Genomic DNA, 13,719 nt, shown 5'->3' with positions numbered 1-13,719 from the left:
GAAACGCGAAATGAAGCACCCTTACCGGGAACTGATCATCGCAATGACAAGAACGGGGATATTGGGATTTGGCGGCGGACCCTCCGTTATCCCGCTGATCCGTCATGAAGCCGTTTCGAAGTTCAAATGGATCGATGATGATGAATTCGGGGAAATTTTGGCGATCGCCAATGCGCTGCCCGGACCGATCGCGACAAAAATGTCGGCATATTTAGGTCATAAAGTCAAAGGTGTTCCGGGCGCTGTCGTGGCCACAGCGGCTCATATCTTGCCGACGTGCGCTGCGATGGCCGCCTTGTTCGCAGCCGTTAATGTGCTCAGCCACTCCAAAATCGTAAGCGGCATGATCGGCGCTGTTACCCCTGTCATCGCTGTCATGCTCGGCATCATGGCTTACGAATTTGGGCAAAAAGCATTGAAAGGCTTCGGCTTGCTTGCCGGCGTGCTTTTCTTTATTCTTGCGTTTTTGGGTCTTCAGGTGTTTTCCATCCATCCCGGCATCATTGTCATCCTGTTTTTAACATATGGCGCGTTCCACTTTAAATTAAAAAGAAAAACGGCCCGGGAAAAGGATAAGGGAGTGTCCGCTTCATGATCATTTTTTATTTGTTTTGGGCTTTCTTTATTGCAAATTTATTGGGCTACGGGGGCGGTCCGGCTTCAATTCCGCTTAATTTTGAAGAAGTTGTTCAGCATTTTCACTGGCTGTCAAAAGAGGAATTTTCAAACATGCTTGCGCTCGCAAACGCACTGCCCGGACCGATCGCGACAAAAATCGCCGCTTATGTCGGCTACAGTGTGCTCGGATGGCCCGGTGTCTTCATTGCTCTTGCCGCAACTGTACTGCCTTCGGCCATCGCGCTCGTTTTGCTGCTCAAACTGATCGGCCGCTACCGCCAGTCGCCGGTCGTCAAAGGAATGACTTTGGCGGTTCAGCCGGTTATCGCTGTGATGATGCTTCTTTTGACATGGGAAATCGGCGGTGACGCAATCCGGTCGATCGGCATGGTTCAATCACTTGTCATCGCGCTGATCTCTTTGGCGGCCTTGACGAAGTTCCGCGTCCATCCGGCTTTCCTGATCGTGGCCGCCTTCGCATACGGCGGGCTTGTCATTCCGCTTTTGTAGAAAGCGACGTCCGGCCGCTTTCTATCGATGATATAAAAAATCAGCGCCGCATAACCGGCGCTGACATTTTGGCTGACGGGCTTTTGTGAACAACCTTTCACAGCAGGCCCATCAGCTTTTTCTTTTTGACGGGACGGGGTGTATCTTTATGAATCTCCCGGTTTTCCAAGAGAAGGCCCGCGTTTTTTATAAACACGTTTAAGAAATCGCGGCCGTAATCGTTTTCCACTGCATCAAAAAAGAAAGATCGGGTCGTGAGGTTGTGGGCGTCTGATGCGATAAAATGGACAAGGTTCGCTTCAAGAAAGCGGCGGGCGAGCCGTTTGACGCTTCTGCCAAAGCGGCCTGTAAGACTTGAACATGTCAGCTGGACGCACGCACCGTTCTTGACAAGGCGGTACAGCAGATCGGGATTCTCCATCAATTCAAGGTTCCGCTCGGGGTGTGCGATAATCGGAATGTAACCATTTAACTGAAGATCGAACAGCAGCTTTTCGGCATACCGCGGAACATGGTGGTAAGGAAGTTCAATCAGCAAATACTTTGTGCCGGCGAGGCTGAGCAGTCTGCCGCGTTCAAGATCACGCTTCAATTCACCGTACAGGCGGATTTCCTGTCCGGGAGCAATGAGCACCGGGATGTTTTCCTTTTGCACCCGCGTCTTTAAACCCGAAACAGCTGCAAGAATGGCCTCTTTTTGGTGTTCGTATACACCGTTTCGGTGGTGAGGTGTGGCGATAATCGTATGAATCCCTTGACGGGCGGCTTGTTTAGCCATTTCTACACTGTCATTCATACATGCTGCCCCATCATCAATGTCCGCAAGAATGTGGCAATGAATATCGATCATAGGCGACCTCCCCGTGTTTTCCCGTTTTAGAGCGTATGGTCTTTACCGACAAAGCTTTCCAGCTTCCGGGCTTGTCCTTTTTTCGGTTTTACATACAGAATATTTCCCAACACGTGAATGTTCAGCTCTTTTTCGATGTCTTCTTCATTTCGAACGGTATTTTTCAAAAGCTCGAGCAAAAATGCAAGCCCTGCGCCAAACAGCAGGCCGAACCCTGTAGAAACGGCGATGTTGAACTTCTTGTTCGGGCTGACGGGAGCAGGCGAATGTTCGGGGTTTGCTTTCGCAACAAGGCTGACTTCGGTATTTTCACCCATAATGCCGTCAATGTCCCTTTGGAATACGGCGACGACCGTGTTCGCGATGTCCGCCGCCTTGGAATAATCCTTGTCAGTCGCGGAGATACTGACAATCTGTGATTCATTTTCGCTGATAACCGTAATTTTTCCCTTCAGGTCTTCAGCCGTTTCCGGCAGGTTCAGTTCGTCTTTAACCCTATTTAAGATGATCGGGCTTTTCATAATGACGTTATAAGTGTTGATAAGCTCAAGGTTGGTCTGAATATCGGTGAAGTTCGACGTTTGACGGCCGTTGATGAGGATTTGGGCGGATGCCTGGTAGACGGGTGTAAGCCAATAAAAGCTGACGGCAGCGCTGGACAGAGCGGCCGCAATGGTAATCAGTGCGATCAGAACGAATCTTTTTTTCAAAATGATGAATACATCTTTAAAGCCGATATGATCTCTCATAAAAGCCTCCCTTTAGGATTCGCGTATTTATTTAAATTTTCAGCACATTAAATACCTCCCTTTGATTATACATGGTTATTTCGTTTCCGAAAGAAATGAATCCTGACAAATAACGGGAGATACCGGGGAAATCGCGTCTTTATATGGTATTAAATATCGACTTTTGCAGGACCTGCGCGCTTTTTGCTGAACGAAAAAGTGTGCAAACCGCAGTTTGCACACCTTTTACGTCGTATATCCATTTTTGATATGAAGAATGAGATCTTCAAGAAGTTCTTTCGTCGTTATGTCTTTTGATTTTTCACCAACGTCATACGCATGCATAAGAATTCTCAAAAATTCTTCCTGATTCAATTCCTTGTCATCCATATCCTTTTCCTTTCAGATTCCATAAATTAAAACATTTCTGATTATATTTCAAATTATATGATGTAAAGAATCAATTTGCCATAGTCTATTACATTATTCGACAGCCATCCGTTTTTATGTCCTTTTCCTGAGAAAATCTTTTTTGGACGGATTGATTAAGCTATAATAGAGAGATTGGAAACTTTTTAAAAGCCATTCGGTTAGGAGCGATAGACATGCTTCAAGACATGATTTCAAAAACGGTTGTGATGGATGCAGCTGAACAGTTTAAGCATGTACTGCCGTGCACAGAAGCTAACATTCAGCTCATGAAGAAAGCCCTTATTTTATACAGACAGGATTCCGTCTATCGGGTCAAGCCGATGAGCGGGCATACGGTCAGCGCTTACGTTCAGGATGTGGTCCCGGTGAAGGTCTTCATCGACCTCGCCGACGTTAAAAAAAGCAGCTGTTCCTGCCCTGCTCAAAACATCTGCCGGCATGTGCTTGCCGTTTACTTATATCTGTATGCACAATATGATCGATTGGGAACGTTTACGGAGTTTTGGAAAGAAGCGCAAAAACGCCGCGAAAACAGGGACATTCTCGAACAGCTTCAGCGCGGAATGAAGCCCCGCAGCCACACGCTCGATCAATGGATATCGTTTTTCAAAACGGAGTTCAGACGGTGGGAAGAGCATACGCCTAAAAACCAGCAAACGATGCAATACCTTTACTACGGGTATTTTTCAGCTTTAAAAAAGCGGACGCCTGCGGAGCCGGAGCTGAAAAAAATGTATCAAATCCACGCGGCTCTTGCGACATGGCTTGCCATGCATTCGCTCGTCGAGAAAGGGCGCATTGATCCTGAAAAGGATTTTTACTCGCTGAATCCTTATATCGAACAGCTGATGGATACGATCTACAGCTCGATCGATGAACTGAAAACATATGCGCTATCGTTCTCACTTGACCCGTTTTTAGAAAAAACCCCCGGCGTGATCCGGGAACTGCTGCTCAAGAAAGACATTTTTCAATATGAAAGGCTGCGGATTTTCGGGGAAATCTGGAGTGCGCTTCTGTCGCGGCCAACCTGGCTGAAGCGGGAGCTCGATGTGCTGAACGACCTGGAGCCGTCGCCTGAAATACAATTCGGCAGGCTGCATCTTGAATTTCTGCTGAAAAACGACGATGTGATTCTTGATCAAGCCGGATCGTTTTCACCTGAGATTCTTCCTTATACATTTCAATGGCTCAGCGTCATGACCGCCAAAAAAGACTGGAAGCGCCTGAAAAAATGGTATGAACACCTTGAGCAGCTTGCAGCCGGCTTCTGCAGACTGGATAAGCCGTACCGGGAAATACGCGATGTTTTAAGCGAATTCTTCTTGTTTCTGAGCGATTACAGCAAAAACGCAAAAGAAGAGCATGTATATGAACGGTATTGCAAAAAGTGCCTTCCTTATACGTTTACTGAATACAGCCATTTTTTATATAACAAAAACCGCTTTACGGAGTGGATGGAGATCCACAGCCTTGTCGGTTTTTCAATCTCTGAGATCGGGCAGAACGCCTTGAAAGATATCGCAGCAGCGGCTCCTGATGCATTGATTCCTTCCTATCACAGAGAAATTTCCGGGCTGGTTGAACAAAAAAACCGCTCAAGCTACAAAGAAGCCGTCAAACAATTAAAAAAGCTGCGCACCCTTTATAAGAAATCGAAAAAACAGGATGTCTGGAACCGGTTTATGGAGCAGTTTTCAGCCCGCTATAAACGGCTGAGAGCCTTCCAGGAGGAGCTTAAGAAAGGAAAGTTGATCGATGGCGAGTCTTAAGGAAATCGTGATACATGTCGAACAATCCGATGACTATACATTCATTTTATCTTGTCATGACGGGGATCATCAGTTTCTCACGCGAAATGAAATGGAAAGGCATTTGTTTCAGTGGCACGAATCGTCTTTTTACGGAACGTTTCTCGAAGATGCCGGTTTAGAGACTCCGGCGGTTCTGCTGTCCCCGTGGATGGCGGTCGAATTTCTCGGCAAAAACTCATTTAATTCATACAGCGACATCATCCTCACCGAGGAAACCGAACCTTTAATGAAAACGGCTTCCACCATTTATGAGTTTATCGCAGATGAAGACTTCCTTCCCGACTATGAAGCATGGAAGCAAGAGGCGCTGCGCTGGAAAGATAAAGAAGGGATTTTGGAAGGCTATACAGCTGAATGGTTTTCACACGCTGTCGAAGACTACATCAACTACAATGACGAGTTAAAAGCAAAATGGGAATCGATTATCGCACATTCTCCCGCTGTCACCACATTTCAGGGACACTTTCTCGATGAAGACGATTTTCTTGAAACGATCGGCTGGCATGAAAACCCTATGCCGTTTACCGTCGGACTCCGCTTAAATGAACCTGACTTTGACGGAGACGATTGGAAAATCGAACTGTTTTTGCGCGACAAAAAAAGCGGCGCCATTCAGTTCTTTGAAGGCTTGAACAGGCTGAAAAAATCGTGGCAGGCATACGCTGATAAAATCGCCCGCGAACAAGACAGATTCCGCCAAATCGTGCCGTGGCTGACGATCGACTCGGGGACGACGCTTTTAACGGAAGAGGAAGCATGGATCTTCCTCTCCGAAGCAAGCGAAACTCTTGTCAGCATGGGGATTGAAATTTTGCTGCCGTCATGGTGGCAAATCGTCAGAGACAGCAACATGCTCCTGAAAGCGAAAGTGTCATCGGCTCCCCGCGGCGAGTCTTTTGTCGGAATGAATGCATTGATGGACTTCAACTGGCGTTTTGCTACGAACGGAATCGAACTTACAGAAGAAGAATTCGAGCAGCTTGTCGCCAATAAAAGACGGCTTGTCAACATACGCGGACAGTGGATTAAAATCGATCCGAATTTTATTAAACAAATGAAAAAGCTGATGGAACGAGCAGAAACAGAGGGACTTCATATGTCTGACATCCTGGCGCGCGAGCTGACGGAGCGGAGCGAAACCCGCGAGGATGATGATCTGTTCGATGCTTCCGCATTCAGCGATGTGCGGTTTGAACTGTCTTATCAGCTGAAAAACATGATCAGAAAGCTGAGCCAGCGCGATGATCTCCCGTCATACCCGGTCAGCAAATATTTTCACGGAACGCTCAGGGCTTATCAGGAAGACGGTTTGAACTGGCTGATCTTTCTCAGAAACTGCGGCTTCGGCGCCTGCCTGGCAGATGATATGGGACTCGGAAAAACCATCCAGATGATCGCCTATTTCGCCTATTTAAAAGAACAGGGACAACAAACGCCGTCTCTCATCATTGCGCCGACTTCCGTCCTCGGGAACTGGCAGCGCGAACTCGAGACCTTCGCGCCCGGCCTGACGGCAGCGCTCCATTACGGGCCAAAACGCCCTAAAGGTGAAACGTTTCAGGAATCTTACAAAGATGCAGATATCGTCTTGACGTCATACGGCCTCGCCCAATCCGACTTTGACGATCTCAGCAGCGTCGCCTGGAACTGCATCTGCCTTGACGAAGCCCAGAATATTAAAAATGCGCACACGAAGCAATCCCGTTCAATCAGAAAGCTGAAAGGCCTGCATCATATCGCGCTCAGCGGGACTCCGATGGAAAACCGCCTGACGGAGCTGTGGTCGATCTACGATTTCATGAACAAAAGCTATCTCGGAAGCCTCGGCAGCTTCCATAAGCGCTTTGTCCTGCCGATTGAAAAAGATCGCGACGAAAAACGGATCGAACAGCTCCAGCAGCTGATCAAACCGTTTTTATTAAGACGGACAAAGCAGGACAAGGAAGTCGCGCTCAACCTGCCTGAAAAACAGGAAGAAAAAGAGTTCATCCCGCTCTCCGCAGAACAGGCTTCACTATATGAACAGCTTGTCAAAGATACGTTTGAACATATGTCAAGCCTCGCCGGAATGCAGCGTAAAGCTCTCATCTTAAGCATGCTCGGCAAGCTCAAACAAATCTGCGGCCACCCTGCCCTTTACTTAAAAGAGACCGGGAGCGAGCTCCTGAACGGAAGGTCAGTTAAGCTCGAAAAACTGCTGGAGCTGACGAAGACGATTCGCGAAAGCGATGAAAGCTGCCTGATTTTCACCCAATATCTCGGGATGGGAGATATGATGAAGCGCCTGCTCGAAAAGTCTTTCGGCGAACCGGTCAAGTTTCTGAACGGCAGTTTATCCAAGCTTGAACGGGACAAAATGGTGGAGCAGTTTCAGAACAAGGAATTTCCGATTCTGATCTTATCATTAAAAGCCGGGGGCACAGGCCTCAATTTGACGGCCGCCAATCACGTCATCCATTATGACAGATGGTGGAATCCCGCGGTTGAAAATCAGGCGACAGACCGCGCCTACAGAATTGGACAGAAACGGTTCGTCCACGTTCATAAACTGATCACCACCGGCACAATTGAAGAAAAAATCGACCACATGCTCGAATCGAAGCAATCGCTCAACGATCAAATCATCCAAAGCGAAAATTGGATCACCGAGCTTTCCGAGCATGAACTCGAGGAGCTATTTACCCTGAACGCTTCGGCTATTACGGGTTAAATAAAACAGCTGTCTGCTATAGACAGCTGTTTAGATTATTGACAAAATCCCAAAACGACTTTTTGTTTTGGGATTTTGTCATCCCTTCAGCGTGATTGAAAACCCTTGCAGTCTAGGAAGGCCGAGCATCGGAGCGGACTTTCACAGGAGGTGATGACGGCGGCGTTCAGGCAGGACGCCTGGGCGGTTAGCCGCCGATCCTTCCTCTATTCGTGAGCACCGACGCGCAGGCCTGACAACGAATGCGAGGGTTTGTCGACACGCTGAACAGCTGTCTGCTATAGACAGCTGTTTTTTGTGTTAATGACAGTCCCAATTATACAATACGTTTGAAAAGTCCTTATTCTTTAAATCATCAGGCCGTATAAAAAAATTGGCAATCCCGACATCTCCCCACATCGCATCAATGTCCTCATCAGAATCAATTTGCAATAGCAGAACGGTATGATCCGGAAAATCGCCTTCCCGCGGGTCATCTTGCGTGAAGGCTGCGTAGCCCCCGATCTTATGGGAGAAGCCGCCGTACATTTCATGGTATTCTTCGAACACCGTTTCCTCTTGATCGCCGAATTGCTCAAAGAATGTCCAAGCATCTGTTCCCGCGTATCGCTCAAATTGAAAGTCAGACGCGGAGACAAGTTCAGACCCTATGTCAGGCGTGATTGAAGCTTCGCAGCCAATCGGAAATGCCAGCTCATCCTCAAGCTTCACAAACGAAAAATCGTCGACAAGCTCGTCTTCATTTTGGGTGATATTCTCAAAATACTTAATGCAAAAACTCGACTGTTCACACGGATCGTCAAAATTTAAACCGTAAACATCATCACTTACTGAAATGAAAAAAAGCAGAATTCCCGATTCCGGGAAATTCTCAAGGCGGGGCATGTCTGAAAAATTGAGTTGCGCAAGCAGTTTCATCGGCTTGCCCTGCGAATCGACAGGATACTGTTCTGACTTTGGAAAATAAGGATCGCCGGCCAATTTGCTGTCATATCGGCCTGTTTTTCCTTTTGTCGTGTCAAGCTTCAAAAAATCCCGCGCTGATTGTTCGAATTGCCCGCGGTATCGGGCCATTTTTTCGGGTAATTGAAACGGCTTTTTCATTTTTGTCATTCTCCTTTTGATCAGGTGACTCTTCATTTCAAATACAATCAATAGTTAAATAGTAACAAAATTAACCATTGCCAACAATGAATCAAAAGTCATAATCGCCGGGTCAACCACATTAATAAAGGCCTCCGACATTGTCGGCGGCCCGCGGATCAATAACATCCGCTGCTTAACCGCACTCCTTCAATCGTTACGCTGCCGTGTACCGGCATCACGCCGATTTGAAAGGATGTACGAATTAAACCGGTTTGACTTGCTGTTCAATCAGCTGATTCAGGATGTGAGCGACGCCATTTTCATCATTAGTGAGCGTCACCTCATCAGCCATCTCTTTAATGTCTTCGCGCGCATTGCCCATGGCAAAGCTTTTCCCCGCGATCTTCAGCATCGAAAAATCATTGAGGCTGTCTCCGACGGCAGCTGTTTCCTGAAGGGAAATGCCAAGTTTGCGTGAAAGCTTTTCCAACGCCAGCCCTTTTGACGCCTGAAGATGCTCAATTTCAAAGTTATGCTCGGCTGAAGTGACAAGCGTAATATCTTGCGCATCTTTAAATCGCTTCCAGCCAGTTTCCAGTTTTTCTTTATGAAAAGAAAAAGCTAATATGTTATATACATTGACATCTTTTCCCGCTAAAAACAGGTCGGTATAGGAGCTGATGTATGCATATCCGTTTTGGCTGAGCTGCTGTTCAGCCGCGAGTTCCAGCCTTGAAAGATCGGCCCCCGGATTTGCGCTTTTCAAGCGGTCCAGCTCAATGTCAAGCAGCTCGCGGCCGTTTTGTGGCGTGAAGATCGCTTCATCGCTGAATACCTCATAATAGTAATTCTTTTCTTCAAGCCATTGAAGAATTCCTTCCGCCCGTTTCCGGTCAAGCGGCACCGAGTGGTAAAGGCGGCCTTCAGGATCATGAATTACCGCTCCGTTGGCACTGATAATCCATGTTTTAATACCTGTCGGCTCAAAAATCGCTTGCACATCAAAGGATGCTCTCCCCGTGGCAACCACTACTTCAATCCCGTGTTCCCGCGCTTTTTTAATCGCATCGATGTTTTCATTTGAGATCTTGCTTTCACTGTTTAACAAAGTCCCGTCTAAATCGCCCGCAATCATTTTCATCTGCTGTTTTCCCCCTTAAGTATCGTGATGTTCAGCCACGAGCAGCTCCACATCATGTTCATCAAGCAGTTTCTGAAACGGTTTCGGCGGCAGCCGGTCTGTAATGAGAAGGTCGATGTCACTGAGTTCAGCATACCGGTAAAAATCCGTTCTCCCGATTTTCGAATGGTCGGCAAGCGCTATGACTTGTTTCGCTTGGGAAATCATTTTCCGTTTCACCATGCCATCCTCCTCATGGGCGATTGTAAGCCCGTGTTCGGAAATCCCCACCACGCCGATCAGCGCTTTATCAACATGATAGCATGACAGCTTTTCAATGACGGAGGCGCCGTACAAAAAGCGGTGCTCTTTTTGAAGCTTCCCTCCAAGCAGGTGGATATCAGCACCTTTTCTTGAGGAAAGAACATCCGCAAGGTTAATCGAATTGGTGATGATCGTGCAATTGACATCCGGCAAATGCTCGGCGCACGATTGGACTGTCGTGGAAGCATCCAAAATCATATGGTCGCCTTCTCTGATTAAAGAAGCGGCTGCTTTTCCGATCATGCTTTTCTCTTCGGAAACCATGCCCAGCCTGCCCGAATAGTCTTTGACCTCATCATGAACGGTAGGCAGAATCGCCCCGCCCCTTGTTCTGATAATAGCGCCTTGCTCCTGCAGTTTGACCAGATCCCGCCTTGCCGTATCTCTTGAAACTCCGAATAAAGAACATATTTGTTCAACGGAAATTCGTTTACGCTCTTTTAAATAGTCGATGATGGAAATTAACCTTTCCTCTTGATACACTCGATCATTCCTTCTTTACCCAAGTAAAATTCATTATTTATAAGTGATTATAAGTTATTTAACCGAATAAATCAAGAACACATAAGTAATTATAAGTAAACATAAAGCCTGAGTCCGGTTTCCCGGCCCTCAGGCTCGCACGCTAAATTGAAAATGTTCCATATTGAGAGTGCCAAATTTCACGAAACGCATGGATATCACGGTCTGCAGCCGGATGATCAGCCAAATGGCTTAAAAGTTCAGGGCTGATTGTCGCCTCATGGCTTCCCGCTTCCATGACGGCAAGAATTTGACGGTTATGTTTAAAGCTTGCCGCAAGCACTTTGCAATTTAAACGGTATGTGTTCAATAAGCCGACAATCGTTTTGACAACGCCCGCCCCATTACCATACTCTTGATCAATACGATTGACATACGGCGCGACATAGGAGGCGCCGGCTTTTGCCGCCAGTACAGCCTGTGCAGCGGTATAAACCGTTGTCCCTGTGGTCTGGATGTTTTCAGCCGCAAGCTTTCTGATCGCGTAAAGTCCTTGAGCCGTCACCGGAATTTTCACCGACACGTTTCCATCCAGCCAGTTATAGAGCGCCTTCGCCTGATCGACCATATCCCGCCATTGGTCGGCGATCACCTGGGCATGGAGAGACAGATGCTCGGGAAGGAGCCGCCGAATATCTTGAATCTGCTGTTTAAAGGGTTGCTTTTCCCTCGCGATCAGCGCCGGGTTTGTTGTGACGCCGCCAGCGGGAAATGAATCCAGCAATCTTTCAATCTCCGGTATATGCGCTGAATCAATCAGCATGTTCATCATCGCTTTCCCCTCGTATTTTAATGCATGACCTGCCCTCCGGTTACATTGATCGATTGACCCGTCATATAGGATGCCTGGTCAGAAGCGTAAAATAGGATGGCATTGGCGATGTCATCATACGTACAGCCCCGTCCGAGCGGCACTTTTTCGGTGTACACGCGCTCAACTTCGCTCTCCGGAATGCCGAGCTTTTTCGCGTATTGCGGGATCAAGCTTTGGAACATCGGCGATTTTAACAAATTCCCCGGCATAATGCTGTTCACGCGAATGTTATGTTCGGCAAGATCAAGCGCTAGGCTTTGAGTGAGACCGACGCCTCCAAATTTGGAAGCTGAATAAGCTGTATTATGTTTGCTGCCGACTTTTCCCGATTTGGAGTTAATTTGAATGATTGACCCGCTTCCCTGCTCAATCATGACCTTCGACGTTTCCCTCGCGCAAAGAAAATACCCGGTCAAATTGACTTCGATTGTCCGTTCCCAGTCTTCAAGCTCAAAATCTGTGATTTTATTGCTTTTGGCGATTCCCGCACTATATACCATCACATCGATTTTATTAAATTCCTCCGTGACCCTGCCGATCATTTTTTCCACATCGGCTTCCTTTGTAAAATCCGCTTGAATCCACAGCGATTTGACCCCGTATTGACCGGCTGCATGTTCAGCCGTTCTTTCGGCGTTCTCGCCGTTGATGTCTGCGACCGCGATGTCATATCCCGCCTCTGCCATGCGGTAGGACAGCGCTTCTCCGAGACTTTGGCCGCCACCGCATATCAATGCCACTTTTCCTTTATTCATCTCCATATTGCACCCGCTCCTTATGAGAATCTTTTAACTTGAATACAGTCTCCTGCTGAAACCTCCGGCAGTTGTTCTTTTCGTTCAAGGTACAGCGTTCCCGGCAGCTCGGCTGAAGCCGATCCGTCAAATTTCAGCGTAATATGCCCGAGATTCGTCAGGTTCTGCCGAACGGCTCCGCCAACGGCTGTGATTTTGTATGACTCGCCGCCCAGTATGAGCTCATCGCCTTCATTGAAGTCGCCTTCTACAGGATTTATATCAATTGATAAACAATAATCTTTCAATTCATCCGGAGCACCTTCGCCAAATAAGATGAGCATCTTTTCATCTGAAAATGCCGCTGCGTGAGCTCCGATTTTGTTTATTTTTGTTTCATACAGCATGACCATCATTCTCCCTCCTTAAGAAAACCTCAGCTGTCATACATGCCAAAGCTGGCCAGCCAAGCAATGAAAACGGTTGGCGCCCCCGTCAGAAAACGCGAATACAGCACCGACGGCACTCCGACTTCAACCGTTTCGACTTCCGCTTCCGCAAGACCCAGGCCGACCGGAACAAAGTCGGCAGCCGCTTGCGAATTGATCGCAAATAACGCCGGCAGCGCCAAATTCGGCGGAATGTTTCCTTTGCCGATCTCGACACCGATCAGCGAACCGACAACTTGTGCAATCACCGCCCCGGGTCCAAGGAACGGGGAAAGCAGCGGAAATGAACAAACAAGCGAGATTAATAGCAATCCGGGCAGTGACCCTGCAAATGGTGATAAATATTTGGCAAAAATGTCTCCGATGCCTGACTCTTTAATGATGCCGATCAACAGCGCCACAAAAGCCATGAACGGAAGAATTGTTTTGATAACGGTTTCAATTGCTTCCCGTCCCGCTTGATAAAACGTGCTGACGACCGATCCCATGGCCATCCCGATTGTCGCCATCATCCCTTTCGGCGACTGCTGTTCACTAATTTTTTTCTCTGTGCTATAATGGTTTTGTTTATTTTGCATTTGTTTTTCTTCTGGAATATTAGACTGTTTAGGCTCCTCCACAGCTCCCAGCAGTTTAATATTCTCTTTTTTTACTCCGGAAACATATATATCTTCTGTAATATGGGCGGCAAGCGGCCCGCTTTTCCCGGTCGCCATCACATTGATCGTCGGAATTCGCTTTTGCGGATAAAGTCCGCAGCGCAGCGTCCCTCCGCAGTCGATGATCACAGCGGCCATTTCGCTTTCGGGTACTGTCGTTTTAAAGCCGTCGACCAGGGTGCACCCCGTCAGCTCAGCTAAATGATCCGCAAAATCGGGTTTGTTTCCGCCGGTGACGTACACGATTTTATTTCTCTCTTCATCAGGCGTGATCACCAAAGGCCCGCCAAACCCTCCCGGCCCTTTTGAAACTTCAACCGAACGATAGGAACTCATCTGTAAACCGCCT

General features: G+C 47.6%; 14 protein-coding genes. 4 read left to right on the top strand and 10 right to left on the bottom strand.

The window, feature by feature from the left end; all coding sequences use genetic code 11:
* Window positions 1-10: 10 nt before the first annotated feature.
* Both chrB and chrA read left to right on the top strand, forming a co-directional pair.
* Window positions 11-595: a chromate efflux transporter ChrB gene (gene chrB, locus KI350_RS05430; RefSeq protein WP_065644240.1), complete on the top strand. Its 585-nt coding sequence runs from the start codon at window positions 11-13 to the stop codon at window positions 593-595.
* The gene (chrA, locus tag KI350_RS05425; RefSeq protein WP_065644239.1) at window positions 592-1,128 is read left to right on the top strand and encodes a chromate efflux transporter ChrA; all 537 of its coding nucleotides are present in this window, start codon (window positions 592-594) and stop codon (window positions 1,126-1,128) included. The genes chrB and chrA overlap by 4 nt, the downstream gene beginning before the upstream one ends.
* 97 nt (window positions 1,129-1,225) lie before the next feature.
* Here the strand turns inward: chrA and KI350_RS05420 are convergent, their stop codons facing one another.
* From KI350_RS05420 to KI350_RS05410, 3 genes are all read right to left on the bottom strand, one after another.
* On the bottom strand, window positions 1,226-1,978 hold the full coding sequence (locus KI350_RS05420; RefSeq protein ID WP_065644238.1) for a tyrosine-protein phosphatase: 753 nt from the start codon (window positions 1,976-1,978) through the stop codon (window positions 1,226-1,228).
* A 26-nt stretch (window positions 1,979-2,004) separates the two neighbouring features.
* Entirely contained in the window at window positions 2,005-2,727 is a 723-nt protein-coding gene (locus tag KI350_RS05415) for a YveK family protein (RefSeq protein ID WP_065644237.1), read from the bottom strand.
* A gap of 225 nt (window positions 2,728-2,952) precedes the next feature.
* Window positions 2,953-3,096 (bottom strand): YwzD family small protein, encoded by a 144-nt coding sequence (locus tag KI350_RS05410; RefSeq protein ID WP_003185866.1) that lies wholly within the window; start codon window positions 3,094-3,096, stop codon window positions 2,953-2,955.
* 215 nt (window positions 3,097-3,311) lie between these two features.
* Here KI350_RS05410 and KI350_RS05405 point away from each other — a divergent pair, with 215 nt between their 5' ends.
* Together KI350_RS05405 and KI350_RS05400 are read left to right on the top strand one after the other, a co-directional pair.
* Window positions 3,312-4,910 carry an SWIM zinc finger family protein gene (locus tag KI350_RS05405; protein ID WP_065644236.1) on the top strand — a complete coding sequence of 533 codons (1,599 nt, stop codon included), beginning with the start codon at window positions 3,312-3,314 and terminating at the stop codon, window positions 4,908-4,910.
* Window positions 4,897-7,662 carry a DEAD/DEAH box helicase gene (locus KI350_RS05400; RefSeq protein ID WP_065644235.1) on the top strand — a complete coding sequence of 922 codons (2,766 nt, stop codon included), beginning with the start codon at window positions 4,897-4,899 and terminating at the stop codon, window positions 7,660-7,662. The genes KI350_RS05405 and KI350_RS05400 overlap by 14 nt, the downstream gene beginning before the upstream one ends.
* A gap of 300 nt (window positions 7,663-7,962) precedes the next feature.
* On the opposite strand, the gene KI350_RS05395 is transcribed toward KI350_RS05400, so the two are convergent.
* The 7 genes from KI350_RS05395 to srlE all read right to left on the bottom strand — a co-directional run bounded on the left by KI350_RS05395 (window position 7,963) and on the right by srlE (window position 13,706).
* Complete coding sequence (locus KI350_RS05395; RefSeq protein ID WP_065644234.1) at window positions 7,963-8,766, bottom strand: YwqG family protein; 804 nt, start codon at window positions 8,764-8,766, stop codon at window positions 7,963-7,965.
* Window positions 8,767-9,010: 244 nt separating this feature from the next.
* Window positions 9,011-9,889 (bottom strand): Cof-type HAD-IIB family hydrolase, encoded by an 879-nt coding sequence (locus tag KI350_RS05390; protein WP_065644233.1) that lies wholly within the window; start codon window positions 9,887-9,889, stop codon window positions 9,011-9,013.
* Window positions 9,890-9,904: 15 nt separating this feature from the next.
* Window positions 9,905-10,675, bottom strand: a complete 771-nt coding sequence (locus KI350_RS05385; protein ID WP_065644232.1) for a transcriptional regulator GlcR — start codon at window positions 10,673-10,675, stop codon at window positions 9,905-9,907.
* A 142-nt stretch (window positions 10,676-10,817) separates the two neighbouring features.
* On the bottom strand, window positions 10,818-11,486 hold the full coding sequence (locus tag KI350_RS05380; RefSeq protein WP_236808618.1) for a transaldolase family protein: 669 nt from the start codon (window positions 11,484-11,486) through the stop codon (window positions 10,818-10,820).
* A 17-nt stretch (window positions 11,487-11,503) separates the two neighbouring features.
* A complete protein-coding gene (gene srlD / locus KI350_RS05375; protein ID WP_065644230.1) occupies window positions 11,504-12,289 on the bottom strand; it encodes a sorbitol-6-phosphate dehydrogenase in 786 nt (261 codons plus the stop codon).
* Between the two features lie 14 nt (window positions 12,290-12,303).
* Window positions 12,304-12,675: a PTS glucitol/sorbitol transporter subunit IIA gene (locus KI350_RS05370; protein ID WP_065644229.1), complete on the bottom strand. Its 372-nt coding sequence runs from the start codon at window positions 12,673-12,675 to the stop codon at window positions 12,304-12,306.
* A gap of 23 nt (window positions 12,676-12,698) precedes the next feature.
* Window positions 12,699-13,706: a PTS glucitol/sorbitol transporter subunit IIB gene (gene srlE, locus KI350_RS05365; protein ID WP_065644228.1), complete on the bottom strand. Its 1,008-nt coding sequence runs from the start codon at window positions 13,704-13,706 to the stop codon at window positions 12,699-12,701.
* Window positions 13,707-13,719: the final 13 nt, after the last annotated feature.

The organism is Bacillus sp. J41TS8, from assembly GCF_018333035.1.
Lineage (GTDB): Bacteria > Bacillota > Bacilli > Bacillales > Bacillaceae > Bacillus > Bacillus paralicheniformis.
The sequence above is the reverse complement of the archived record's forward strand: the minus strand, read 5'-3'. Positions and strand labels throughout refer to the sequence as shown.

Excerpts from the sequence above, each read along its gene's own strand:
- chrB (WP_065644240.1), top strand. The coding sequence starts at position 11 with ATGAAGCACCCTTACCGGGAACTGATCATCGCAATGACAAGAACGGGG.
- chrA (WP_065644239.1), top strand. The coding sequence starts at position 592 with ATGATCATTTTTTATTTGTTTTGGGCTTTCTTTATTGCAAATTTATTG.
- KI350_RS05420 (WP_065644238.1), bottom strand. The coding sequence starts at position 1,978 with ATGATCGATATTCATTGCCACATTCTTGCGGACATTGATGATGGGGCA.
- KI350_RS05415 (WP_065644237.1), bottom strand. The coding sequence starts at position 2,727 with ATGAGAGATCATATCGGCTTTAAAGATGTATTCATCATTTTGAAAAAA.
- KI350_RS05410 (WP_003185866.1), bottom strand. The coding sequence starts at position 3,096 with ATGGATGACAAGGAATTGAATCAGGAAGAATTTTTGAGAATTCTTATG.
- KI350_RS05405 (WP_065644236.1), top strand. The coding sequence starts at position 3,312 with ATGCTTCAAGACATGATTTCAAAAACGGTTGTGATGGATGCAGCTGAA.
- KI350_RS05400 (WP_065644235.1), top strand. The coding sequence starts at position 4,897 with ATGGCGAGTCTTAAGGAAATCGTGATACATGTCGAACAATCCGATGAC.
- KI350_RS05395 (WP_065644234.1), bottom strand. The coding sequence starts at position 8,766 with ATGAAAAAGCCGTTTCAATTACCCGAAAAAATGGCCCGATACCGCGGG.
- KI350_RS05390 (WP_065644233.1), bottom strand. The coding sequence starts at position 9,889 with ATGAAAATGATTGCGGGCGATTTAGACGGGACTTTGTTAAACAGTGAA.
- KI350_RS05380 (WP_236808618.1), bottom strand. The coding sequence starts at position 11,486 with ATGATGAACATGCTGATTGATTCAGCGCATATACCGGAGATTGAAAGA.
- srlD (WP_065644230.1), bottom strand. The coding sequence starts at position 12,289 with ATGGAGATGAATAAAGGAAAAGTGGCATTGATATGCGGTGGCGGCCAA.
- KI350_RS05370 (WP_065644229.1), bottom strand. The coding sequence starts at position 12,675 with ATGGTCATGCTGTATGAAACAAAAATAAACAAAATCGGAGCTCACGCA.
- srlE (WP_065644228.1), bottom strand. The coding sequence starts at position 13,706 with ATGAGTTCCTATCGTTCGGTTGAAGTTTCAAAAGGGCCGGGAGGGTTT.